This window comes from Ponticoccus litoralis, from assembly GCF_039769985.1.
GTDB lineage: Bacteria > Pseudomonadota > Alphaproteobacteria > Rhodobacterales > Rhodobacteraceae > Ponticoccus > Ponticoccus litoralis.
In genome coordinates this window covers 1,325,326-1,348,779 of sequence record NZ_JBDNCH010000002.1, presented here as the reverse complement: position 1 = coordinate 1,348,779, position 23,454 = coordinate 1,325,326, and the positions used below count along the sequence as shown (strand labels likewise).

The following is a 23,454-nucleotide window of genomic DNA, read 5'->3' as shown; positions in this document are numbered from 1 at the left end:
TCACTCGGACCGCGGCTCCATCCGGTTGAACATCCATCCGTCGATATCGCGCACGGTGATGGCGCCCGACAGGATGGTTCCGGCGATGATCGCCCACAAGACGGCAGAGACCAGCGTCGTGATCCAGGCCTTGCGCCTGAGGTTGTGAACCTCGGGGCTGCCGGCATGGGTGCCGGGCACGATCTCGCCGAGGTCGCCCTGCGTTTTCAGGCGAATCGGGATCACCACGAGGAAGGTCATGAACCAGATGACCGCGAACAGCACGATGCCGGATGTAAGACCCATCAGACCTGCTCCAGTTCCACGAGGCAGCCGTTGAAATCCTTGGGGTGCAGGAACAGCACCGGCTTGCCATGGGCGCCGATCTTCGGCTCTCCGGTCCCCAGCACGCGCGCACCGGTCGCCTTCAGGTGGTCGCGGGCGGCGAGAATGTCGTCGACCTCGTAGCAGACGTGATGGATGCCGCCCGAGGGGTTCTTGTCCAGAAAACCCTGGATCGGAGAGTTCTCGCCCAGCGGATACAGCAGTTCGATCTTGGTGTTGGGCAGCTCGATGAAGATCACGGTGACGCCGTGATCGGGTTCGTCCTGCGGGGCACCGACCGATGCGCCAAGAGCAGAGCGGTACTGCTCGGCGGCGGCGTCCAGGTCGGGAACGGCAATGGCGACGTGGTTGAGGCGGCTCGATCATCGGGGTCTCCTTGGGCTCGGGCTCTGGCTGCCATGGGTTATGGCGTCCGCGGTGCCCCGGAACAAGCGGGTGCGGCCTTTAACCGCTTGTTCACCACAAGCGGTCACTCTGGCGGAAGACCGCCATCGCACCAGAGGGGATGACCATGGACGACCACTCACTGCTTGCCGCGCAGCTGCGCCCGACCGCCACCCGCCCCCTGCTGGGGCTGACGATCCTCGTGGTCGAGGACAGCCGGTTTTCCTGCGATGCCATGCGGCTTCTGTGCCTGCGCTCGGGCGCGCGCATCCGCCGGGCGGACTGCCTGAAATCGGCGCGCCGCCATCTTCAGGTCTACCGCCCCAGCGCGGTCGTCGTCGATCTGGGCCTGCCCGACGGGTCCGGCGCGGAACTGATCTCGGAACTGGCGGTGACCGTGCCGCGTGTCGACGTGATCCTGGGAACCTCGGGCGACAGTTTCGGCGAAGAGGTGGCGCTGGCCGCGGGCGCGGACGGTTTCCTCGGCCAAGCCAGTCCATTCGGTCCTCGCCTTCCAGACCGCGATCCTCTCCGCCCTCCCGCCAGAGCGGCAGCCCAACGGCCCGCGCCTGGTGTCGGACGATCCGATCCACCCGGACCCGCTGGCCTATCGCGACGATCTGGCCCATGCCGCCGATGTGCTCGACGATCGCGACGACGAACGCATGCTGGCCTATGTCACGCAGTTCCTGCGCGGTGTCGCGGGCAGTGCCGGGGACACGGTGCTGCAACGCGCGGCTCGAGGATCTGGCCGATGCGCGGGCGCGCGGCACGCCGGTGCAATCGACCCTCGCCCGGGTGGCGGGGCTGGTGCAGGACAGGCTGTCCGCCCGCATCGCGATCTGAACGGCCCGGGCCGGGTGGGACCGGCCCCCGCCACAGGGCCGCGCGGGTGGGCCATCGCTCCGCGCGCCCCGCCGCCCTCCGAACCGTCATGGCTTCAGGGGGCGTCGGGCTGTCGAATTGCAGGCGGCGCGGAACCGGCGGCGCGTCCGCGCGTTTTCGGGCGAACAGCCATTCTGTCTCGCACAGGGGAAAGCCATGCCCGATATCTACAGCGCCATCAAATCCGACCACGACCGTCACCGCGCCCTCATGGAACGGATCGCCGATACCTCCGGCGCATCGGAAGAGCGTAAGGCCGCCTGGGATGAATTCTACCATGACGTGAAAAGCCATGCTGCGGCAGAGGAAGAGACCTTCTACTCGAAGTTGATTTCCAAGACCTGGGGTCAGGACGCCGCGCGCCATTCCGTGCACGAGCATCAGCAGCTCGACGATCTCATGGAAGAGCTGAACGAAATGGATATGGCGTCCTCGGGCTGGCTCAACAGGTTCAAGACCCTCCAGCACGACTACGCGCATCACATCGAAGAGGAAGAGGACGAAGTTTTCAGCCGTGCCAAGGAGATAATCGACAGCGCAGAGCTTGAGGGCTACGGCGAGCGCTTCCTTGAACGGAAGCGGAAAGAGGCCGGTCTGATCGAGGAGAAAAAGGCCGACGCGCTGGAAGACTGAAGCATTGGAAAACCCTGACAAGACAGGGCGGGGTCGGGGCGGATGCCTCGGCCCCATTTTCTGCCGTCACCAATCCGCGTCACAACCAGGGATTGTGCGCGGCAGGACTTAACATTTCGTTAAAAAAACCGATTGCCGACCCGTGGCTGCCACAATCCAAACACAGCCTTACGTTGAGCGTGGCCATGGATGGAGCTTGGGACAATGGGAACAGACGCAGCCTTGTTGATGGCGGTAACGACGGTTTCACTCTTGCTGCCACTGGTGGTGATCAAGCACATGATGCGGCGGATCCTGCGTCACAGGTATGGCGACGCGGTGGCGCAGAACCGTTTCGAGGCCGGGCGCCTGGTCATCGTGTCCTGCACCGCGGCCTTCATGCTGGGCGCCGTGCTGATGCTTGGGCCGGGAACCATCGCGCCGGACATGATCGCCCCGGCCCCCGGGCCGGTCCCGGTCACTGTCATCGCCGAGGCGCGGTGAGGGAGCGGGCGCCGGCTGTCGACGCGCTGCGGGCAAATCGAACGAAGAGCGGCAGGACCCTTCCGACCCGGGTGACGGAACCGATGCCCTAGAACCGGAACCCCGGCGGGTAGTCGTGCTGACCGTCGAAATCGGCCTTGCCGATCTCCAGCCCGGCCTGCCTGAGCACCGCAAAGCCCATGGACATGTGGAAGAAGAAATTCGGCGCCGCGAAGCGGTGCAGGTAGTCCGACGCGCTCTGGTTCAGGTCGGCGAAGCCCGCGATATGGCTCACCGTTCTGTCCTCGCAGCCCTCGAAATCCGCCCGGTCCAGCCCGCGCAGACGCGTTTCGGCAAAGCCGATCCGCGCCATCAGCCCATCCAGGTCCATGGCGGCAGAGGGGAACCCGGGCACGGGCAGACCGATCAAGGGAAAACTACCCCTCAGGGCAAAGCCCGCCGCACTGGCGAACTGCTGCGCGGCGCTGAACATGTCGGGCGCCAGCCGCGCCTCCAGAAACTCGGCCCGGCCCCCGGTGCGGTCCAGGATCAGGCGCGACCGGTCGAGGTAGTGCAGGAAGACCGGCACAGAGGCGTCGTAGAGCGCGGACATTCAGGCCTCGGGCAGGGCGCGCTTGCTGCCGTGGTCGTCCAGCGCGACAAAGTAGAAATCCGCCGCCGTCACCACCACGGCATCCTCGGCAAAGCGCCGCCGCGCGTGGGCCTCGACCGCGATCCGCATCGAGGTCCGCCCGCGCGAGACCAGCCGCGCGAAGATCGTCACCTCGTCCCCGACCTTGACCGGCTGGTGGAATTTCATGCCCTCGACCGCGACGGTGGCCGCGCGCCCGCGCGACACGCGCCCCGCGACGTTGCCCGCCGCGAGGTCCATCTGGCTCATCAGCCAGCCGCCGAAGATATCGCCCGACGGGTTCGTGTCGGCGGGCATGGCGATGGTGCGGATCGCAAGGACCGAGCCGTCTTCCGGGTCGGTGACGGGCCGCGATTCGTCCATCGCCTCAGTCCTGCGGAATGACGCGCAGCGACAGCTCCATCAGCTGGTCGCTGCTGGGGGCGGAGGGCGCCTGCATCATCAGGTCTTCGGCGCGCTGGTTCATCGGGAACATGATGACCTCGCGGATGTTCGAGGTGCCCGCCAGCAGCATGACGATCCGGTCGATGCCCGCAGCACAGCCGCCGTGCGGCGGGGCGCCGTAGTGGAAGGCGTTGAAGAGCGCGCCAAAGCGGTTCTTCACCTCGTCGGCGCCGTAGCCCGCGATTTCGAAGGCCTTCAGCATGACGTCGGGCTTGTGGTTCCGGATCGCGCCGCTGACCAGTTCGTAGCCGTTGCAGGCAAGGTCGTACTGGTAGCCGCGCACCGCCATCGGGTCGCCGTTCAGCGCCTCCATGCCGCCCTGCGGCATCGAGAAGGGGTTGTGCTCGAAGTCGATGGCGCCGGTTTCCTCGTCGCGCTCGTAGATCGGGAAGTCGACGATCCAGGCAAAGGCAAAGCGGTCCTTCTCGGTCAGGCCCAGTTCCTCGCCGATCACGTCGCGGGCCTTGCCGGCCACGCGCTCGAAGGCCGCGGGCTTGCCGCCAAGGAAGAAGGCCGCGTCGCCGACGCCAAGGCCCAGCTGTTGGCGGATCGCCTCGGTGCGCTCGGGGCCGATGTTCTTGGCCAGCGGACCGGCGGCTTCCATGCCCTCGCCCTGATCGCGCCAGAAGATATAGCCCATCCCCGGCAGGCCCTCTTTCTGCGCGAAGGCGTTCATCCGGTCGCAGAACTTGCGGCTGCCGCCGGTGGGCGCGGGAATGGCGCGGATCTGCGTGCCGTCCTGCTCCAGCAGCTTGGCGAAGATCGCGAAGCCGGAACCGCGGAAGTGCTCGGACACGTCCTGCATCTCGATCGGGTTGCGCAGGTCGGGCTTGTCGGTGCCGTATTTCAGCGCCGCTTCCTTGTAGGGGATCTGCGGCCAGGACGCCGGGTCATCGACCTTCGCCCCGCCGCCAAATTCCTCGAAGACGCCCGCGATCACCGGGGAGACGGTGTCAAAGACGTCCTGCTGCTCAACGAACGACATCTCGAGGTCGAGCTGATAGAAGTCGGTGGGCGAGCGGTCGGCACGCGGGTCTTCGTCGCGGAAGCAGGGCGCAATCTGGAAATACTTGTCGAAGCCCGAAACCATGATCAGCTGCTTGAACTGCTGCGGCGCCTGCGGCAGCGCGTAGAACTTGCCCGGGTGCAGACGCGACGGCACGAGGAAGTCGCGCGCGCCCTCGGGGGAAGAGGCCGTGATGATCGGCGTCTGGAACTCTCGGAAGCCCTTGTCCCACATGCGCTTGCGGATCGAGGACACAACGTCCGAGCGCAGGGTCATGTTCTTCTGCATCGCCTCGCGGCGCAGGTCGAGGAAGCGGTACTTCAGGCGCGTCTCTTCCGGGTATTCCTGATCGCCGAAGACGATCAGCGGCAGTTCCTGCGCCTCGCCCAGCACTTCGATGTCGCGGACGAAGACCTCGACCTCGCCGGTGGGTAGCTTGGGGTTCACCAGATCGGCGTCGCGCGCCTTCACGGTGCCGTCGATGCGGATACACCACTCCGAGCGGACCTTCTCCATCTGGGCGAAGACCGGGCTGTCGGGGTCGCACAGCACCTGCGTCGTGCCGTAGTGGTCGCGCAGATCGACGAAAAGGATGCCCCCGTGGTCGCGGATGCGATGCACCCATCCTGCAAGGCGGACGGTCTCGCCCACATTCGACTTGGTCAGTGCGGCGCAGGTGTGGCTGCGGTAAGCGTGCATATCAGTGTCCCCGAGAGAATTCCGGGCCGGTCAACCAAGGCGCGGCGGCAAAGTCAAGCTGTGCGTGCCCGGACGGGCCGTTTGCAGCCTGCTCCGGACGCCCCGTTTCCGGCGATTCGCAGCCTGCGACGGCCCGGTTTTCGCCTCGGCGCCGGGGCTTGGAACGGCCGCACCCCATTGCCCGGATAGAAACAGACCCCGATCCCCACCGCAAGGAAGCGCAGCCGCGCCGCGACCGTTTCGGGCCGGTTTTCGGTCAGGGGCGGCCTCGTGCCCTGGCCCGGTCCCGCAGATATCGACCCGGTTTCCGTGAAATTCCCGTGTCAGGGCCGGGACGAGGGCTTGCACCGGCAGGGTGCATGTCTATAACCCGCAACAATTTGCGGGCCGGGCTGTCGCGGCCCTGCTGCCCCCTGCCCGAAACGCGCCGTCAGACGAGGTCACCCCATGCCCAAACGTACCGATATCAAATCCATCATGATCATCGGCGCAGGTCCCATCGTCATCGGTCAGGCCTGCGAGTTCGATTATTCCGGCGCACAGGCCTGCAAGGCCCTGCGCGAAGAAGGTTACCGGGTCATTCTGGTGAACTCCAACCCGGCGACGATCATGACCGACCCGGGGCTGGCCGATGCCACCTATATCGAGCCGATCACCCCGGAAGTGGTCGCCAAGATCATCGAGAAGGAACGCCCCGACGCGCTGCTGCCGACGATGGGCGGCCAGACCGGCCTGAACACCTCTCTGGCGCTCGAAGAGATGGGCGTGCTGGAGAAATTCGGCGTCGAGATGATCGGCGCCAAGCGCGAGGCCATCGAGATGGCCGAGGACCGCAAGCTGTTCCGCGAGGCGATGGACCGCATCGGGCTGGAGAACCCCAAGGCCGAGATCATCACCGCGCCGAAGAAAGAGAACGGCAAGCGCGACCTCGAAGAGGGCGTGAAGCTGGCCCCGGAAACGCTGGAGCACATCGGCCTGCCCGCGATCATCCGCCCCGCCTTTACCCTTGGCGGCACCGGCGGCGGCGTGGCCTACAACCGCGAGGATTATGTCCACTATTGCCGCTCGGGCATGGACGCCTCTCCGGTGGGCCAGATCCTCGTCGATGAATCGCTTCTGGGCTGGAAGGAGTTCGAGATGGAGGTCGTCCGCGACAAGGCGGACAACGCGATCATCGTCTGCGCCATCGAGAACGTCGACCCGATGGGCGTGCACACCGGCGATCTCGATCACCGTGGCCCCGGCGCTGACGCTGACCGACAAGGAATACCAGATCATGCGCAACGGCTCGATTGCCGTGCTGCGCGAGATCGGCGTGGAAACCGGCGGCTCCAACGTGCAATGGGCGGTGAACCCGGAAAACGTACCGCATGGTCGTGATCGAGATGAACCCGCGCGTGTCGCGCTCTTCGGCGCTGGCGTCGAAGGCCACCGGCTTCCCCATCGCCAAGATCGCCGCCAAGCTGGCCGTGGGCTACACGCTGGACGAGCTGGACAACGACATCACCAAGGTCACGCCCGCCTCCTTCGAGCCGACCATCGACTATGTCGTCACGAAGATCCCGAAGTTCGCCTTCGAGAAATTCCCCGGCTCGCAGCCGCATCTGACCACCGCGATGAAGTCGGTCGGCGAGGCCATGGCCATCGGCCGCACCATCCACGAGTCGCTGCAAAAGGCGCTCGCGTCCATGGAATCCGGCCTGACCGGCTTTGACGAGGTCGAGATCCCCGGCCTGACCGGCAATGCCGCCTCGGACAAGGCCGCCGTGATCAAGGCTATCTCCGAAGCGACGCCGGACCGGATGCGCACCATCGCACAGGCCATGCGCCACGGTCTGACCGACGACGAGATCCACGGCACCACCATGTTCGACCCGTGGTTCCTCGCCCGCATCCGCGAGATCGTCGACGCCGAGGAACAGGTCCGCGCGCAGGGTCTGCCCGCGGATGCCGAGGGCCTGCGCGAGCTGAAGATGCTGGGCTTTACCGACGCCCGCCTTGCCACGCTGACCGGCCAGTCCGAAAGCGCCGTGCGCGCGGCCCGCCACGAGGCCGGTGTCACCGCCGTCTTCAAGCGCATCGACACCTGCGCGGCGGAATTCGAGGCCCAGACCCCCTACATGTATTCGACCTACGAGATGCCCATGATGGGCGAGGTCGAATGCGAGGCGCGCCCCAGCGACCAGAAGAAGGTGGTGATCCTGGGCGGCGGCCCCAACCGGATCGGGCAGGGCATCGAGTTCGACTACTGCTGCTGTCACGCCTGCTTTGCGCTGACCGCGCAGGGCTACGAGACCATCATGATCAACTGCAACCCGGAAACCGTGTCGACGGACTACGACACCTCGGACCGGCTGTATTTCGAACCGCTGACCTTCGAGCACGTGATGGAGATCCTGCGCGTCGAGCAGCAGAACGGCACGCTGCACGGCGTCATCGTCCAGTTCGGCGGCCAGACGCCGCTGAAGCTGGCCAATGCGCTGGAAGAGGCGGGCATCCCGATCCTCGGCACCACGCCCGACAGCATCGATCTTGCCGAAGACCGCGACCGCTTCCTGAACCTGGTGAACGATCTGGGTCTGAAGCAGCCGAACAACGGCATCGCCTCGACCGATGAGGAAGCCTTTGCCATCGCCGAGAAGATCGGCTTCCCGCTGGTGATCCGCCCCTCCTACGTGCTGGGTGGCCGCGCCATGGAAATCGTGCGCGACATGGAGGGGCTGAAGCGCTACATCCGCGATGCCGTGGTGGTGTCGGGCGACAGCCCGGTCCTGCTCGACAGCTACCTCTCGGGCGCCACCGAACTGGACGTCGACGCGCTTTGCGACGGCACCGACGTGCATGTGGCGGGCATCATGCAGCACATCGAAGAGGCGGGTGTGCACTCGGGCGACAGCGCCTGTTCTCTGCCGCCCTATTCGCTGTCCAAGGACACGCTGGCCGAGATCGAGCGCCAGACCCGCGCGCTGGCCAAGGCGCTGAACGTGGTCGGCCTGATGAACGTGCAGTTCGCGATCAAGGGCGAAGAGATCTACCTGATCGAGGTCAACCCCCGCGCCTCGCGCACCGTGCCCTTCGTGGCCAAGGCGACCGACAGTGCCATCGCCTCGATTGCCGCGCGGCTGATGGCGGGCGAAAAGCTGTCCGCCTTCCCGAAGCGTCCGCCCCACGAGGCGGATATCGACTATGACACCGACCTGCCCATCGCCGACCAGATGACGCTGGCCGATCCGAACATGCCGTGGTTCAGCGTGAAAGAGGCCGTGCTGCCCTTCGCCCGCTTCCCCGGCGTGGACACGATCCTCGGGCCGGAAATGCGCTCGACCGGCGAGGTCATGGGCTGGGACAAGTCCTTCCCGCGCGCCTTCCTCAAGGCGCAGCTGGGCGCGGGCACCCACCTGCCGACCGAAGGCGCGGTCTTCTTCTCGATCAAGGACGACGACAAGACGCCGCAGATGGTCGAGGCCGCGCAGATCCTGTCGGATCTGGGTTTCACCCCGGTCGCCACCAGCGGCACCGCGGGTTTCCTCAAGGACCACGACATCGCCTGCGAGACGGTCAAGAAGGTCTACGAGGGCCGTCCGAACATCGTCGACCTGATGAAGGACGGCGGCATCCAGCTGGTGCTGAACACCACCGAGGGCGCCGCCGCCGTCGAGGACAGCCGCGAGATCCGCTCTGTCGCGCTGTACGACAAGATCCCCTACTTCACGACCGCCGCCGGCGCCCATGCCGCCGCACAGGCGATCAAGTCGCGGGACGAGGGCGAGCTGGTGGTGAAGTCGCTTCAGGGCTGAGGACAGTCGGGCGGCGCGTCCGTCCAGCATCAGGCGGGCGACGACCCGACATTGTAAATGCAACAAGGGCGGCCCGGTCTATCGGTGCCGCCCTTCGCTTTGTCGGTCAGGAATAGGGGACGTTGCGCCAGCTGATCTTGCTGCTGCCACCGAGTTCGAGCAGAAGCACACCTTCAGCGTTGTCGGTAACACTGAAGACAACGTCATATCGTGACGGGATGCCGGCGATCAGGGGCACCTTGACCCAGTTGTCTGAACTGTCACCCGCCAATGTGATTCTGGAAGCTGTCGCGAAAGACCCATCTGCCAATGCGATCCTGTTGTACTCCGCATGGTTGGAGAACGTCAGGTCTTCATCCGGTGTCAGTATAAACGAGCACTGGATCTTTCCACCGCCGTTCTTGCAGCCCAGCAACTCGGTTTTCGAGCCGCCCCAATACTGCGCCGGAAAATCGCTTTCGAAATTCGCGGAGATCTGGATCGGGCGGGTCGGATCGCCGGTTCCGCCGCTCGTTCCGGCAGCCCCTGCGGGCCCCTCTGCGCCTTGTGGCCCTGCCGGTCCGCGCTCTCCACGTGGCCCGCGCAGGACATCCGCGTAGTCGCGCGCAAGGATTTCCGCGACCTGCTCCGCGGAGGCAGAGCCACCGCTTGACGGGCGGTTCTCCAGTGCCTTCAGCCGGTCAGCGATTTCATCCAGTTCCGCGCGAACCACGGCATTCTGGGTGATGCTCGCGACACTTTCCAGTCGTTGGGTCAGGGTCTTCAAGTCGGTCGCCGCATCCTCCAGCTTGGTTGTGCTGTTCTGAATGCTCATCTCGTTTGCACGGATGCGTTCAGCGTAGGCGGCGACACCCGAGTCCGACTGCTGCTGATAGGTGGCATAGGATATGAGAACCGCGCCACCTGTGGCAGCCCCGACCGCGGCTGCCTTCAACCAATCCATCAAAGCGGTTTTCCTCCTCTTCCGTTGGGTCAAATGAACAACGGCAGGGTGAACCTCGCAACACTAAATTGAACCGGACCGCCGGAGTGTTCTCACCAGCGCCAGTCGAAGGTCCGGATCACCTGCACGCTGACGCGGTCGGAGTCGCGTTCCTGCACCACAGGAGAATCCGCCATGGAGCCGGTCAGGTGGGTCCAGCCCACAGTGCCCTGCACCGCCCAGCTTTCGTTGAAATCGTGGCGGACCGACATCTCCAGCCCGTAAGCGTAAAGCCCGGCGTCGGCGTCATATGCCGCCAGCGCGGCCCCGGTGGGGACGTCGAAATAGGTGTCGGCATAGGCGTCGTTGGCAAAGCTCAGGCGCGGGCCGACGCGGACCTCGGTGCGCGGGGCGGCGGCAAGGATCGCGTCGCCGCCAAGGTCCAGAACCAGCCCGTCGTGTCCCGTGACGCCCTTCCGCAGCGCGCCGAAGATCTCGGCCTGTTGCCAGCGGTAGGACAGCTTCAGCCCCAGTTCCAGCGCCGTGTCGACATCGTCGATCCCGGCAAGGCGGGAGTAGTCGTTCTCGGTGCGCTCTGACAGCAGGCGGAAGGACGGGCCGAAGCCGAAGCCCAGACCGTCGCCGCGGTCGATGTTGAAGAACAGGAAATCCAGACGGCTGACGCTGCCCGACAGGCTTGGCCCGGCCTTGTAGTCGTCCGAGCCCTCGTAGGCGGGCGCGGCGCCGACGCCTGCGCCGATCTCGAAGGTCAGCTGTTCGGCCTGCGCGGCCAGCGGCAGGGCAAGCGCAAGGGCGGTGAGGGCAGCGGTACGCATGGGGCAGACTCCCGGGCGCCGGGCGGGGCGCCCGGGGTGGCTGCCTTTAACCATAGCCCATGCGAAGATCCGGAAAACCCTGCGGGGCGTGCCCCCGTGCTGCGCTGTTGCAGGCTCTCCACATCCCGGCGCGCGCCTGCTAAACCCCGGGCCAGACAGCACGGAGAGCCGCACTTGAAACCCGTCATCCTGACCATTCTCGACGGCTGGGGCCTGCGCGAGGACCCGGCGAACAACGCACCGGTGCTGGCGAAGACGCCGACCATCGACCGGCTGATGCAGACCTGCCCGCATGCCACCCTGATCACCCATGGCCCGGATGTCGGCCTGCCGACCGGGCAGATGGGCAACTCCGAGGTCGGGCATACCAATATCGGCGCCGGGCGCGTCGTGGCCATGGACCTCGGCCAGATCGACCTTGCCATCGAGGACGGCAGCTTTTTCGAGAACGAGGCGATCCTCGGCTTCGCGGCCGAGGTGAAGGAAGCGGGCGGCACCGCCCATGTCATGGGGCTGACCTCGGACGGGGGCGTGCATGCCCATACCGATCACATGCTGGCGGCGGTCAAGGTGCTGACCGGACAGGGGCTGCGCGTTGCCGTCCATGTCATCACCGACGGCCGCGACGTCGCGCCGCAAAGCGCCGCCGCGCAGGTCGCAGCCTTTGAAAAGGCCCTGCCCGAGGGCGCCTTTGTGGCCACCGTGTCGGGGCGCTATTTCGCCATGGACCGGGACACGCGATGGGAGCGGGTCGAAAAGGCCTGGCGCGCCGTCTGCGAGGGCAGGGCGCCCGACCGGGACGCGGCTGTCGCGGGGATCGAGGCCTCTTACGAGGCGGGCAAGACCGACGAATTCGTCGAACCCTTCACCGTCGGCGGCTATGGCGGCTTCGCCAAGGGCGACGGGCTGTTCTTCGTCAACTTCCGCGCCGACCGCGCGCGCGAGATCCTCGCCGCCATCGGGGCGCCCGATTTCGACGGGTTCGAACGCGACAAGCCCGCGCTTTCGGCGCTGCTGGGCATGGTCGAATATTCCGACGCGCATAACGGCTACATGACCACGGCCTATCCCAAGCGGAAGATCGTCAACACGCTGGGCGAATGGGTCGCAAAGGCGGGCAAGACCCAGTTCCGCCTTGCCGAGACAGAGAAGTATCCGCATGTGACCTTCTTCCTCAACGGCGGCAAGGAACTGCCCGAGCCGCATGAGGACCGTTTCATGCCCAAGTCGCCCAAGGTGGCAACCTACGACATGCAGCCCGAGATGAGCGCGGGCGAGGTGACCGGCAAGTTCGTCGAGGCGATCGAGCATGGCTACGATCTGATCGTGGTGAACTACGCCAACCCCGACATGGTCGGCCATACCGGCGATCTGGAGGCCGCCATCAAGGCCTGCGAGGCGGTGGATGCCGGGCTGGCGCAGGTGGTTGCCACGCTGGAAAAGACCGGCGGCGCGCTGCTGGTGATCGCAGACCACGGCAATTGCGAGACCATGGTGGACCCGGAAACCGGCGGCCCGCATACGGCCCATACCACGAACCTCGTGCCGGTGATCCTGTATGGCGGCCCCGAAGGCGCGCGCCTGCGCGACGGGCGGCTGGCGGATGTGGCGCCGACGCTTCTGCAGCTGATGGAGCTGGACCAGCCCGAAGAGATGACGGGCGAAAGCCTGATCGCATGAAGCGCCTTGCGCTGATCCTTGCGCTGGCCGCCGGGGCCGCGCAGGTGCAGGCGCAGACCGCCGGCGATGCCGCGCAAAAGGCCGCCGAGGCGCTCGAGGCGGCCTCGGTCCTGCTGCAGTCCGCCGACTCGGGCAATGACCGGGTCGCGGCGCTGACCGACACGATCCGCGCCTACGAGGACGGGCTGGCCGCGATGCGCGAGGGCCTGCGCGCGGCGGCGGTGCGCGAGACCGAACTCAGCCGCAAGCTGGCCTCGCAAGAGGCAGAGGTGGCGCAGCTGCTGGGGGTGTTGTCCTCGGTCGGCGGTCGCGCCGCGCCGCAGACGCTGCTGCATCCGCAGGGGCCGCTGGGCAGCGCGCGCGCGGGCATGCTGGTGGCCGCGGTGACCCCGGCGCTGGCGGGGCGGGCCGCCGAGCTGCGGGCCGACCTCGAAGAGGTCTCGGCCCTGCGCGCGCTTCAGGAGAATGCCGCCGAAACGCTGGAAGAGGGCCTGTCGGGCGTGCAGCAGGCGCGTACAGAACTGTCGCAGGCCATCGCCGACCGCGTGGATCTTCCGAAACGCTTCTCCGAAGACCCGATCAAGACCGCCATCCTGATCTCCTCCACGGAAACGCTTCAGGGCTTCGCTTCGGGCCTCAGCCAGATCGCCGAGGGCGAGGGCGCCGCGCCGACCGATGCCATCGAGGGGTTGCGGGGCACGATCCCGCTGCCGGTGCGCGGCACCGTCCTGCGGCAGGCGGGCGACCGCGACGCCGCCGGGGTCAGCCGCCCCGGCGTGGTCATCGCCACCCGCCCCGGCGCGCTGGTCACCACGCCCACCGCCGCGACCGTGCGCTATGCCGGGCCGCTGCTGGACTACGGGCTGGTGATGATCCTCGAACCGCAGGCCGATCTTCTGTTTGTCTTCGCCGGTCTCGATGTGATCTATGGAGAAGCCGGGCAGGTTCTGCCCGCGGGCAGCCCCATCGGCCTGATGGGTGGAGAAGCGGCGGATGTCCTGTCACCTTCGGGTGAGGGGGCTGGCGCCGGGCGTTCGGAAACGCTCTATATAGAGGTCAGAGAGGGCGACGTGCCCGACGATCCGCTGAGGTGGTTCGCAACCGACAAGGGATGACTCGAGTATGAAGAAATTTCTGATGGCAGCGGCGGGCGGGGCAGTGGCCTCTGTCGTCGCGACCACGCAATTCGTCGGACCGCTGCTGGCGCAGGAGACGTCCCGCGCGCCCAGTGTCTACGAACAGCTTGACCTGTTCGGCGACATCTTCGAACGGATCCGGGCGCAATATGTCGAAGAGGTCGACGACTCGGACCTGATCGAGGCCGCCATCAACGGCATGCTCACCTCTCTCGACCCGCATTCCAGCTATCTGCCCCCCGATGACGCCGCCGACATGCGCGTCCAGACGCGCGGCGAATTCGGCGGCCTTGGCATCGAGGTCACGCAGGAAGAGGGGTTCGTCAAGGTCGTCTCTCCGATCGACGGCACCCCGGCAGAGGATGCGGGCATCGAGTCGGGCGATTTCATCACCCATGTCGACGGCGAAAGCGTGCTGGGCCTGACGCTCGATCAGGCGGTCGACATGATGCGCGGGCCGGTCGGTTCCGAGATCGTCATCACCGTCGTGCGCGAAGGCGAGGACGAGCCCTTCGACGTCTCGATCATCCGCGACACCATCAAGCTGACCGCCGTGCGCACCCGGACAGAGGGCGACACCGTGGTCCTGCGGGTCACCACCTTCAACGAACAGACCTATCCCAACATGCGCGACGGGCTGGAGGAACAGATCGAGGCACTGGGCGGCCTGGAGAACGTCAACGGCGTCGTGCTGGATCTGCGCAACAACCCGGGCGGGTTGCTGAACCAGGCGATCATGGTCTCCGATGCCTTCCTGGAGGCGGGCGAAATCGTGTCGACCCGGGGCCGCGACCCGGCGGACGGCGACCGCTACAACTCGGAAACGCTGGTGCCGGGCGATCTGGTCGAGGGCAAGCCCATCGTGGTGCTGATCAACGGCGGCTCTGCCTCGGCGTCGGAAATCGTCGCCGGTGCGCTTCAGGACCACCGCCGCGCCATCGTCGTGGGCACCAAGAGCTTCGGCAAGGGGTCGGTCCAGACCGTCATGCCGCTGCGCGGGGACGGGGCCATGCGCCTGACCACGGCGCGCTACTACACGCCCTCGGGCCGCTCGATCCAGGCGCTTGGCGTGTCGCCCGACATCGTCGTGGCGCAGCCGCGCCGTGACCGGAATGCAGAGGAGGAAGAGGAGGACACCGGCCTGTTCTCGCGCTCCGAGGCGGACCTGCGCGGCTCTCTGGACAACGACTCGCTGACCGAGGACGAGATCAAGCAGATCGAGGCCGACCGCGAAAAGGCCGAGCAGGCTGCGGCGCTGCGCGAAGAGGATTACCAGCTGGCCTATGCCATCGACATCCTCAAGGGCCTCTCGGCCCTCGGTCCGAAGAACTGATCGGTCGGGGCGGGCCCTGGTCCGCCCCTGTCCGGCGCCGGCCCATGCCGGCGGCCCACAGGGCGGGCAGCGGCCCGCCGTCCCCGTGCAAGACAGGCAGAGGCCCGCGCCCATGACCCCCGACGACATCGCGAAACTGCCCTATCGCCGCAACGTCGGCGTCATGCTGGTGAACGCCGCGGGCGAGGCCTTTGTCGGCCAGCGCGCCGACCGGCAGCCGCACGAGCCGCCCGCCCGGCAGATGCCCCAGGGCGGCATCGACAAGGGTGAGGACCCGCGTGCCGCCGCCCTGCGCGAACTGACCGAGGAAACCGGCGTGACGCCGGACCTCGTGACCGTCGAGGCCGAGACCGAGGGTTGGATCGCCTACGACCTGCCGCATGACATCGTGCCACGCATCTGGAAGGGCCGTTTCAGGGGGCAGGAACAGAAGTGGTTCCTGCTGCGCTTCCACGGCAGCGACGACCAGATCCGTCTGGACGCGGACGATCATCAGGAATTCACCGAATGGCGCTGGCTGTCCGCCGATCGAGTGCTGTCGCAGATCGTGCCCTTCAAGCGCGCGGTCTACGAGCAGGTGATCGACGCCTTCCGGGACCACCTGTGAAACGCGCGCTGGCGCTTCTGCTGACGCTCACGCTGGGCTCTCAGGCGCAGGCCCTGTCCTGCATCGCCCCCGATCCGATCCGCGACTTCAAGGAAGCCCACGCAAGCGAGGACCGCTGGAGCGCCGTGGTCGGACGTCTTGATTTCGACGAAAGCCGCCTGCCCGTGGTGCCGCTGGACCAGCAGGCAGAGCCGAAGGCCCCGACAGAGCTGCGCGCGCAGATGGTGGGCCGCTTCCTTGGCCCCGAGGGCTTTGTCCAGCCGTTTCAGGGCAATGTCACGCTGCGCGTCTCCTGCTACCTGTCATGGTGCGGCGGGGCGCAGAGCGGTGGCCGATACCGGCCTTCCTCCGGCACGAGGATGGCAAGCGCATCGTGCAGGTAGAGCCCTGCGGGCAGTGGCTGTATCGCGATCCCGCGCCCGCGCTGCTGGACGCGGTGCATGCCTGCTTTGCCGGTGGCCCCTGCGCAGAGGGCGGCCAGTTCTGATCACACCCGGACGTCAGGTCCGGATGTCTGGCCCGCAGTCGCCCTGCATCCGCGCCATGTAGTCCCGCAACAGCGACACGCGCCGTGGCCGGAAGGACCGGCCCGACCGCTCCAGCCCGGTCATGCGGTCCAGTCTGAACATGCGAAAGTCCTGCCGCAGCAGGCACCATGCCATCAGGCAGTGGCTTTGCTCGAAGAAGACGATGGACAGCGGCATGACCTCGCGCCGGGTCGCCGCGCCTGCCTTGTCGGCGTAGTCGAAGACCACCTGCTCCTCTTCCCAGCAGGCCTTGCGCAGCGCCTTGGCGTCGATGGTCGGCGCGGGCGGCAGGTTGAACCGATGCGCCGTCAGCACCGCGTGGCGCAGCCGGTGCGCCTGCGCCTCGGGCAGGCGGGCGCGCAGCTTGGCCAGCGCCGTTCCGGCGGCCTGCGCCAGTGCCGGATCGCCCACCGCCGTGACCTCGCGCAGCCCGACGATCAGCGCCTCCAACTCGTCGTCGTCGAAGCCCAGAGGCGGCAGATGGGCGCTTTCGATCAGCCGGTAGCCAAAGCCCGGCTCGCCGTCGATGACGGCGCCAAGGCTGCGCAGCGTGTCGATGTCGCGGTACAGTGTGCGGGTGGACACGCCGGTTTCCCGGGCAAGCTGCTGCCCCGTCACCGGCGCGGGCAGGCAGCGCAGGGCGGTCATCAGCTGGAAAAGGCGGTGGGTGCGGGACATGGCTGCGGTATCCTCTACCCTCTTGCCAGAAACTGGCAAGAGGGGGTGCGACCGGCTGGCCCGCCCCCGGCGCCCTCAGGTCTTGGCGCGGCGCTGACGGCTGACCTTGCGCTTGGTCTTGGCGTCCTTGGTCTTGGCCTTGGCCAGCTTGCGCTTGGGCGAGGCCCCGCCGCGCGACCGGCCCGCGCCGCCGCCCCGGGGGCGCCCGCGCCGGAACGACCCGCCGCCGCGCCCGCTTTCGTATTCCTCGCCGTCAAGCTCCAGCAGCTCGAAGGCGATGCCGCCGGTGACCGGCGCCGCCTCGACCAGCTTGACGCGCGCGCGCATGCCCAGCCCGATCTCGCGCCCGCTGTCGGCGCCCATCAGCGTGCCGCTCTCGCGGTCGAAGTGGAAATACTCGTTGCCCAGCGTCGAGATCGGCACCAGCCCGTCGGCCCCGGTCTCGTCCAGCTTCACGAAGAGGCCGAACTTGGCGATGCCCGACACGCGGCCGGTGAACTCGGCGCCCAGCCGGTCCGACAGGTAGGCGGCAAGGTAGCGGTCGGTGGTGTCGCGCTCGGCCATCATCGAGCGGCGTTCCGTGTCGCTGATGTGCTGCCCGGTCTTTTCCAGCCCGTCGATCTCTTCCGCCGTCAGCCCGTCGTCGCCCCAGCCATGCGCGGTGATCAGCGCGCGGTGCACGATCAGGTCGGAATAGCGCCGGATCGGAGAGGTGAAATGCGCATAGTTCTGCAGCGCCAGCCCGAAATGGCCGAAGTTCTTCGGCGTGTAATAGGCCTGCGTCATGCTGCGCAGGGTCGACAGGTTGATCAGCTCGGCCTCGTCGGTGCCCGCCGCCTGATGCAGCAGCCGGTTGAGGTGTTCGGTCTTCAGCACCTGCCCCTTGGCCAGCGTCAGCCCGGCGGCCTGCGCCGTGTCGCGCAAGGATTCCAGCTTGTCCTGCGGCGGTTCCTCGTGGACGCGGAACAAAAGCGGGGTCTTCTTGGCGATCAGGGTCTCGGCGGCGGCGACATTGGCCAGCACCATGTATTCCTCGATCAGCCTGTGCGCCTCCAGCCGGTCGACGAAATCGACCGAGGTCACCTTGCCGTCCTCGCCCAGCTGGACCCGGCGTTCGGGCAGGTCCAGATCGAGCGGCTGGCGCCTTTCGCGGGCGGCCTTCAGCGCGGCATAGCCCGCGTAGAGCGGCTTCAGGACCGGCTCCAGAAGCGGGCCGGTGGCTTCGTCTGGCTGGCCATCGATGGCCGCCTGAACCTGCTGGTAGGTCAGCGAGGCGGGCGAGCGCATCAGCCCGCGCAGGAATTTCTGCCGCAGCTTGTTGCCGTCGCGGTCCACGGTCATGCAGACCGCGATGCAGGCGCGCGGCACGCCTTCGTGCAGCGAACACAGGTCGCCCGACAGCCGGTCCGGCAGCATCGGCACGACGCGGTCGGGGAAGTAGCTGGAATTGCCGCGCTTTCGCGCCTCGCGGTCGATCCCGGACCCCGGCGTCACGTAATGCGCCACATCCGCGATGGCCACCCACAGGCGCCAGCCGCCCGGGTTCTTCGGGTCGTCGTCGGCCTCTGCAAAGACCGCGTCGTCGTGGTCGCGCGCGTCCGAGGGGTCGATCGTCACCAGCGGCATGTCGCGCAGATCCGTGCGACCGCTCAGCCCGGCGGGCTTCATGCTGTCGGCCTCTTCCAGCACGTCGGCGGGGAAGTCGTCGGGGATGCCGTGCTGGTGGATCGCGATCAGCGAGACCGCGCGCGGCTCTGACGGGTCGCCCAACCGCAGGGTGATGCGCGCCCGCGGCAGGCCCATGCGCCCGCCCGGTCCGGCCTGTTCCGCCTCGACCAGTTCGCCGTCCTTTGCGCCAAGGGCGGCGTCGGGGCCGACGGTCCATTCCTTGTCGCTGCCCTTGTCGATGGGCATGATCTGCCCGCCCTCGGCGCTCTTGCGGAAGATGCCGACGATCTTGCGCGGGCTGGCGCCGATGCGGCGGATCAGCCGGGCCTCGTAATTGTGGTCCTCTTCGTGGACCACCTGAAGGCGGGCAAGGATGCGGTCGCCTTCCCCCAGCGCGGGGTCGCTGGCGCGCGGCACGATCAGCACCACCGGCTCTACCCCTTCGCCGTGCCACTCCAGCGGCTGCGCATAGAGATCGCCGTTGTCGTCGGGCGCCTTGACCTGCAGGACGCTGACCGGCGGCAGCCGGTCCGGGTCGCGGTAGGTCTTCTTGCGCTTCTCCAGATGGCCCTCGGCCTCCAGCTCCTTCAGCAGGCGCTTGAGGTCGATGCGATCCGCGCCCTTGATGCCAAAGGCCTTGGCGATGTCGCGCTTCGAGGTCAGCGTTGGGTTCGCGGCGATCCAGTCGAGGATTTCCGGCTTGGTGGGCAGCTTTGTCATGGCCCTCAGGTAGCACGGGCGCGTGACAATGCGAAGATGCCTCGCGCCGGGGATCGCTAGGGCAGGGACGCGCTGCCCGGAAGATCGGCAGCCTCGTCCACGTCGGCCAGTTCGTCGACAAGGGCGATGCGGGCGCCGGGGACAGAGGCGATGCTGTCGGCCAGCGCATGGGGCGTGGACCAGCGCACGTTGTCGAAGAGGGTCGCGGGCAGGCGGGCGCCGCCCCGCACCCCGACCAGCCAGTAGCCGCCATCCGTCGCGGGGCCGAAGACCACATCGTGGTCGCCCAGGGCGCGGAAGCCCCGCCAGAGCGCGGCGCGGCTGATGCCGGGAATATCGGCGCCGATCAGGCAGACCGGGCCGGGCCCGGCGGCGCGCAGGGCGCGCGCCATGCGGTCCCCCAGCGTGCCGGTGCCCTGCGCGATGCGCGGCAGGGCGGGCAGGGCGCGTGTCGCGACGGCGCGGTCGGGGGCCACCGCCAGCACCACGCGCCAGCGCGGGTCGCGGATGTCGCGCAACAGCCGCCGGACCCGGTGGCGGAACCACCAGGCGGCGGAGATCACGCCGATATCCCGCGCCAGCCGGGTCTTGACCCGGCCCGGGCGCGGCTCCTTGACCATGACGATCAGGGTGCCGCGCATTCCAGAACCATGTGGCGATGTGGGATGCCGGCGTCGTCGTAGCTGTCCCCGCGCGGCACGAAGCCCAGCCGCTCGTAGAAGGGGATGGCGTACTCCTGGGCGCTGAGCGCAATGCCCCGGACACGGGGATCGGCAGTCAGCCGCGCGATGCCTTCGCGCACCAGCGCCGCGCCAAGCCCGGTGCCCCGGTGCGAGGGCAGGACGCAGATGCGCCCGATCCGGCCCGTGCCCTTCGCGACCAGCAGCCGCGCGGTGCCCACCGGCGTGCCACCGTCCAGAGCCAGCAGGTGCAGGGCGGTGGCGTCGAGGTCGTCCCATTCCTCGGTCTCGGGGATGCCCTGTTCGTCGATGAAGACCGCCCGGCGCAGCGCGTGGCAGGCCGCAAGGTCCTCCGTGGCCCGGACCGTCACGGTCACGCGAAATACTCGGTCAGGATGCGGCTGTAGATCGCCTTCAGCTGGCCGATCTGGGCGACCTCGACCCGTTCGTCCACCGCGTGCATGGTCTTGCCCACGAGGCCGAATTCCACCACCGGGCAGTGATCCTTGACGAAGCGCGCGTCCGAGGTGCCGCCCGTGGTGGACAGCTCCGGCGTGACGCCGGTCTCGGCCTCGACGGCGCGGGCCACCAGATCCGACAGCGGCCCCGGGGGCGTCAGAAAGCTTTCGCCCGAGATGCTGATCCGCAGGCCGGTGCGCGTGCCGAAGGCCTGATCCACCGCCGCCGCCTCTGTGCGCAGCCACTCGGACAGCGCGGCGCCGGTATGCGTGTCGTTGAAGCGGATGTTGACGCAGCTCGTGACCTTGCCGGGGATCACGTTGGTCGCCGGGTTGCCGGTGTCGATGGTCACCACCGCCAGCGTCGAGGGGTCGAAATGCTCGGTGCCCTCGTCCAGCTTGTGCGAGGCCAGCCGGTCCATCAGCCGGGCCATGGCCGACAGCGGGTTCACCGCGCGGTGCGGATAGGCGGAATGGCCCTGCACGCCTTCCACCTCGAACCAGGCCGACATCGACCCGCGCCGCCCGATCTTCATCATCTGGCCCATGTGGTCGGGGCTGGTCGGCTCTCCGACAAGGCAGACGGCCATGCGCTCCTGCTCATGCGACATCCAGTCCAGCAGGGCGGTGGTGCCGTCGTTGGCATCGCCCTCTTCGTCGCCGGTGATGGCAAGGATCACCGCGCCGTCGGGCGGCGTCTGCGTCACGAAATCCACGGCGGCGGCGGCAAAGGCGGCCACGCCGGACTTCATGTCCGTCGACCCGCGCCCATAGAGGAAGCCGTCCACGATCTCGGCGCCGAAGGGGTCCTGCGTCCAGTCCTCGCGGCGGCTCGATCGGCACCACGTCGGTATGCCCGTTGAAGCCGAAGGTCCGGACGTGGCCCTTCTGGCCCCAGCGCGCGAAGAGGTTCGGCGTGCCGTTGCGGTCGACCCGCGTGCAGGCAAAGCCCGCCCCCTCCAGCAGCTCTTGCAGGGCAACCAGCGCGCCGCCTTCCTCGGGCGTGACAGAGGGGCAGCGCACAAGGCGGGCGGTCAGGGCGACGGGATCGGTCATGGGGGCTCCTTCGGCGGGTCACCCCTTGGCTACCCGCTGCCCGCGGTCTTGGCAAATGTGGCGCAACTGCACCAGCGGGCGCGGCGGAAGGGCAGGGCGCGCCGCGCCATGGCGGGGCGGGGGCGGGGCGTGCTAGGCTGGGCAAAACAGACGACGAGGCCCGGCACCGACCGGCCCGCAGAGCAGGACGACAGGCCATGACCCCGCATTCCCCCCGCGCCGGGATCCTACCGCGATGAGCTGGATCGGGCTTTGTGGACAGGGCCGCGCCTGGACCTGCCCCCGCCGCGTCGCGGCCACCGCGCCAGAGCGGCATGTCCTGATGCCGCGCGGCTCGATCATGATCGAGACCCGCGTCCCGCCAGAGGAGCGCCCGCAGACGCTGCTCTATTACCGCCGCGAACATCCCCGGCCCGGCACCATCTCTGTGCAGGCCATGCCGGGGGCGGCATCATTCTCGTGCTGGATCAGGGTGGCGAGGTCTTCCACACCGTGCTCGAACGCCGCAACGACAGCCGCGTCGACCTGCTGCGCGTGACCTTTTCATGGGACAGCGAGGCGCGGCGCGGCTGGCTGACGGTCGAGCAGCCGGGCACCGACACCGTCGACACGACCGAGACGCCGCCGCCGCCGCCCTTCCTGATGGAGGATGTCTTTACCCTGTGCCACCGCCCGCAGCTGGTGACGCGGGACCCGGACGTGATCTTCCACGCCGTTTCGGAGGCGGTGGAGCCGGTCGGCCCGATGCCGGGGCTCGTGGCGCAGGTGCCGGTGCTGACCCCGCAGGGCTACCGCCGCGCCGGCGACCTGCGTCTGGGCGATACGGTGACCACCCGCAATGCAGGCGTGGTGCCGGTTCTGGCGCGGGTGACCCGGCGGATGCCCGCGCTTGGCTCGTTCCGGCCGGTGCGGCTGCGGGCGCCCTATTTCGGCCTGACGCGCGATCTGGTGGTCGCACCCTACCAGCGCATGGTGATCGGCGGGTCGGAGGTCGAATACATCTTCGGGCGGCAGGCGGTGCTGATCCCGGCGCTGGCGCTGGTGAACGGCTTTGCCGCCGTCTACGAGGAAGGTCATGACCTCGTCCGCTACCACCAGCTTCTGCTGCCGGGGCACGAGCCGGTGATCTCCGCCGAGGCGGAACTGGAAACGCTTTATGTCGGGCGCCTGCGCCGCCGCCGGGAATTCCTGCAAAGGACGCTTCTTGCGGATGTGCCGCCGGGGCTGATCCCTGAACATGCCCGCGCGGGGCTGAAGATCCTGCGGCCCTTCGAGGCGATCACCCTTGCCGAGGCGCGCGCCGCCTGACCGGCCTTTGACGGATGCCCGGGGCGCGTGGCCCTTCCCGTCAGTCGAAGAACGGAGAGACCTGCGCCACGATCACCGCGTTCTCGGCCAGCGCGCGCGCCATCAGTTCGCGCTCGTCGTCCTCGATCTCCTGCCCGGCGGCCTCGCGTTCCTCGGGCGTGCCGTAGCCGGTCACGTCCAGCGGCGCCATATCCGCCTGTTTCAGGATCGCGACGGTCTCGCGCACGGCCTCGGCCTCGTCCACGCCCGAGGCGTAGCACATCAGCGCCGCGCCGGTCGCCTTGTCCGGCAGACCGTCCCCGGCCTTGCGACCGACCTCGACAAGCAGGGTAAAGACCTGCTGGATGCGCTTTTCCTTTGTCATGCCGCGGGAGTGCGCCGCGCGGCTCCGCTTGTCAAGCGCGACAGCGGCATCCGGCTTGCCGCGAGGTTGCCGGGGCAGGGGCGTCATGCCCCCCGGTGTCCCGGTTTGTTGCCTTGGCGCAGGGTGGGGCGTCCCGGAGCCGCGCCATGCAAGACAGCCTTGGCGCCCGGTGGCGGCGCAGGGAGCCGGGGACAG

At 67.8% G+C, this 23,454-nt stretch carries 20 protein-coding genes and 4 pseudogenes; 11 read left to right on the top strand and 13 right to left on the bottom strand.

What is annotated here, in order from left to right:
• Both ABFB10_RS07705 and mce read right to left on the bottom strand, forming a co-directional pair.
• A complete protein-coding gene (locus ABFB10_RS07705) occupies nucleotides 1-285 on the bottom strand; it encodes a DUF1467 family protein (RefSeq protein WP_347166070.1) in 285 nt (94 codons plus the stop codon).
• Nucleotides 285-680 (bottom strand): annotated as a pseudogene (mce, locus tag ABFB10_RS07700) (methylmalonyl-CoA epimerase); the annotation flags it as partial. The gene ABFB10_RS07705 and the pseudogene mce, both read right to left, overlap by 1 nt.
• Before the next feature lie 155 nt (nucleotides 681-835).
• On the opposite strand from mce, the pseudogene ABFB10_RS07695 reads away from it, so the two are divergent.
• The 3 genes and pseudogenes from ABFB10_RS07695 (at nucleotide 836) to ABFB10_RS07685 (ending at nucleotide 2,709) form a co-directional block, all read left to right on the top strand.
• Nucleotides 836-1,554 (top strand): annotated as a pseudogene (locus ABFB10_RS07695) (response regulator).
• A gap of 195 nt (nucleotides 1,555-1,749) precedes the next feature.
• The gene (locus tag ABFB10_RS07690; RefSeq protein ID WP_347166069.1) at nucleotides 1,750-2,226 is read left to right on the top strand and encodes a hemerythrin domain-containing protein; all 477 of its coding nucleotides are present in this window, start codon (nucleotides 1,750-1,752) and stop codon (nucleotides 2,224-2,226) included.
• Nucleotides 2,227-2,430: 204 nt separating this feature from the next.
• Nucleotides 2,431-2,709: a hypothetical protein gene (locus ABFB10_RS07685; protein WP_347166068.1), complete on the top strand. Its 279-nt coding sequence runs from the start codon at nucleotides 2,431-2,433 to the stop codon at nucleotides 2,707-2,709.
• Between the two features lie 88 nt (nucleotides 2,710-2,797).
• Here ABFB10_RS07685 and ABFB10_RS07680 read toward each other — a convergent pair whose 3' ends face one another.
• Genes ABFB10_RS07680 through aspS form a run of 3 tightly spaced genes read right to left on the bottom strand, consistent with a single transcriptional unit; the run spans nucleotide 2,798 to nucleotide 5,489 of the window.
• Nucleotides 2,798-3,301, bottom strand: a complete 504-nt coding sequence (locus ABFB10_RS07680) for a DUF1993 family protein (RefSeq protein ID WP_347166067.1) — start codon at nucleotides 3,299-3,301, stop codon at nucleotides 2,798-2,800.
• Nucleotides 3,302-3,703: an acyl-CoA thioesterase gene (locus tag ABFB10_RS07675; RefSeq protein ID WP_023848319.1), complete on the bottom strand. Its 402-nt coding sequence runs from the start codon at nucleotides 3,701-3,703 to the stop codon at nucleotides 3,302-3,304.
• Between the two features lie 4 nt (nucleotides 3,704-3,707).
• Nucleotides 3,708-5,489, bottom strand: coding sequence for an aspartate--tRNA ligase (gene aspS, locus ABFB10_RS07670; RefSeq protein ID WP_347166066.1), 1,782 nt, complete (start codon nucleotides 5,487-5,489; stop codon nucleotides 3,708-3,710).
• Nucleotides 5,490-5,936: 447 nt separating this feature from the next.
• On the opposite strand from aspS, the pseudogene carB reads away from it, so the two are divergent.
• A pseudogene (gene carB, locus ABFB10_RS07665) lies at nucleotides 5,937-9,286 on the top strand (carbamoyl-phosphate synthase large subunit).
• A gap of 106 nt (nucleotides 9,287-9,392) precedes the next feature.
• Here carB and ABFB10_RS07660 read toward each other — a convergent pair.
• Both ABFB10_RS07660 and ABFB10_RS07655 read right to left on the bottom strand, forming a co-directional pair.
• On the bottom strand, nucleotides 9,393-10,229 hold the full coding sequence (locus ABFB10_RS07660) for a hypothetical protein (RefSeq protein WP_347166065.1): 837 nt from the start codon (nucleotides 10,227-10,229) through the stop codon (nucleotides 9,393-9,395).
• A 92-nt stretch (nucleotides 10,230-10,321) separates the two neighbouring features.
• Entirely contained in the window at nucleotides 10,322-11,044 is a 723-nt protein-coding gene (locus tag ABFB10_RS07655; protein ID WP_347166064.1) for a MipA/OmpV family protein, read from the bottom strand.
• 174 nt (nucleotides 11,045-11,218) lie between these two features.
• On the opposite strand from ABFB10_RS07655, the gene gpmI reads away from it, so the two are divergent.
• The 5 genes from gpmI (at nucleotide 11,219) to ABFB10_RS07630 (ending at nucleotide 16,183) form a co-directional block, all read left to right on the top strand.
• Nucleotides 11,219-12,724, top strand: coding sequence for a 2,3-bisphosphoglycerate-independent phosphoglycerate mutase (gene gpmI, locus ABFB10_RS07650; RefSeq protein WP_347166063.1), 1,506 nt, complete (start codon nucleotides 11,219-11,221; stop codon nucleotides 12,722-12,724).
• Nucleotides 12,721-13,839 carry a murein hydrolase activator EnvC family protein gene (locus tag ABFB10_RS07645; RefSeq protein WP_347166062.1) on the top strand — a complete coding sequence of 373 codons (1,119 nt, stop codon included), beginning with the start codon at nucleotides 12,721-12,723 and terminating at the stop codon, nucleotides 13,837-13,839. Before gpmI ends, ABFB10_RS07645 begins: the two co-directional genes overlap by 4 nt.
• 7 nt (nucleotides 13,840-13,846) lie before the next feature.
• Nucleotides 13,847-15,193 (top strand): S41 family peptidase, encoded by a 1,347-nt coding sequence (locus ABFB10_RS07640; RefSeq protein ID WP_347166061.1) that lies wholly within the window; start codon nucleotides 13,847-13,849, stop codon nucleotides 15,191-15,193.
• Between the two features lie 112 nt (nucleotides 15,194-15,305).
• Entirely contained in the window at nucleotides 15,306-15,800 is a 495-nt protein-coding gene (locus tag ABFB10_RS07635; RefSeq protein WP_347166060.1) for an RNA pyrophosphohydrolase, read from the top strand.
• Entirely contained in the window at nucleotides 15,797-16,183 is a 387-nt protein-coding gene (locus ABFB10_RS07630) for a hypothetical protein (RefSeq protein ID WP_347166059.1), read from the top strand. Before ABFB10_RS07635 ends, ABFB10_RS07630 begins: the two co-directional genes overlap by 4 nt.
• A gap of 117 nt (nucleotides 16,184-16,300) precedes the next feature.
• On the opposite strand, the gene ABFB10_RS07625 is transcribed toward ABFB10_RS07630, so the two are convergent.
• The 5 genes and pseudogenes from ABFB10_RS07625 to dapE form a co-directional block, all read right to left on the bottom strand.
• Nucleotides 16,301-17,005: a helix-turn-helix transcriptional regulator gene (locus tag ABFB10_RS07625; RefSeq protein ID WP_347166058.1), complete on the bottom strand. Its 705-nt coding sequence runs from the start codon at nucleotides 17,003-17,005 to the stop codon at nucleotides 16,301-16,303.
• Nucleotides 17,006-17,080: 75 nt separating this feature from the next.
• Entirely contained in the window at nucleotides 17,081-19,393 is a 2,313-nt protein-coding gene (gene rnr / locus ABFB10_RS07620) for a ribonuclease R (protein WP_347166057.1), read from the bottom strand.
• A 56-nt stretch (nucleotides 19,394-19,449) separates the two neighbouring features.
• Entirely contained in the window at nucleotides 19,450-20,034 is a 585-nt protein-coding gene (locus tag ABFB10_RS07615; RefSeq protein WP_347166056.1) for a TIGR04282 family arsenosugar biosynthesis glycosyltransferase, read from the bottom strand.
• Nucleotides 20,019-20,450, bottom strand: coding sequence for a GNAT family N-acetyltransferase (locus ABFB10_RS07610; RefSeq protein WP_430522996.1), 432 nt, complete (start codon nucleotides 20,448-20,450; stop codon nucleotides 20,019-20,021). The genes ABFB10_RS07615 and ABFB10_RS07610 overlap by 16 nt, the downstream gene beginning before the upstream one ends.
• A pseudogene (gene dapE / locus ABFB10_RS07605) lies at nucleotides 20,447-21,587 on the bottom strand (succinyl-diaminopimelate desuccinylase). The gene ABFB10_RS07610 and the pseudogene dapE overlap by 4 nt, the downstream one beginning before the upstream one ends.
• A 235-nt stretch (nucleotides 21,588-21,822) precedes the next feature.
• Between dapE and ABFB10_RS07600 the strand changes: the two are divergent.
• The gene (locus tag ABFB10_RS07600; protein ID WP_347166055.1) at nucleotides 21,823-22,125 is read left to right on the top strand and encodes a hypothetical protein; all 303 of its coding nucleotides are present in this window, start codon (nucleotides 21,823-21,825) and stop codon (nucleotides 22,123-22,125) included.
• The gene (locus tag ABFB10_RS07595) at nucleotides 22,047-22,895 is read left to right on the top strand and encodes a Hint domain-containing protein (RefSeq protein WP_347166054.1); all 849 of its coding nucleotides are present in this window, start codon (nucleotides 22,047-22,049) and stop codon (nucleotides 22,893-22,895) included. Before ABFB10_RS07600 ends, ABFB10_RS07595 begins: the two co-directional genes overlap by 79 nt.
• A gap of 40 nt (nucleotides 22,896-22,935) precedes the next feature.
• On the opposite strand, the gene ABFB10_RS07590 is transcribed toward ABFB10_RS07595, so the two are convergent.
• Nucleotides 22,936-23,259, bottom strand: a complete 324-nt coding sequence (locus tag ABFB10_RS07590; protein WP_206566416.1) for a hypothetical protein — start codon at nucleotides 23,257-23,259, stop codon at nucleotides 22,936-22,938.
• Nucleotides 23,260-23,454: the final 195 nt, after the last annotated feature.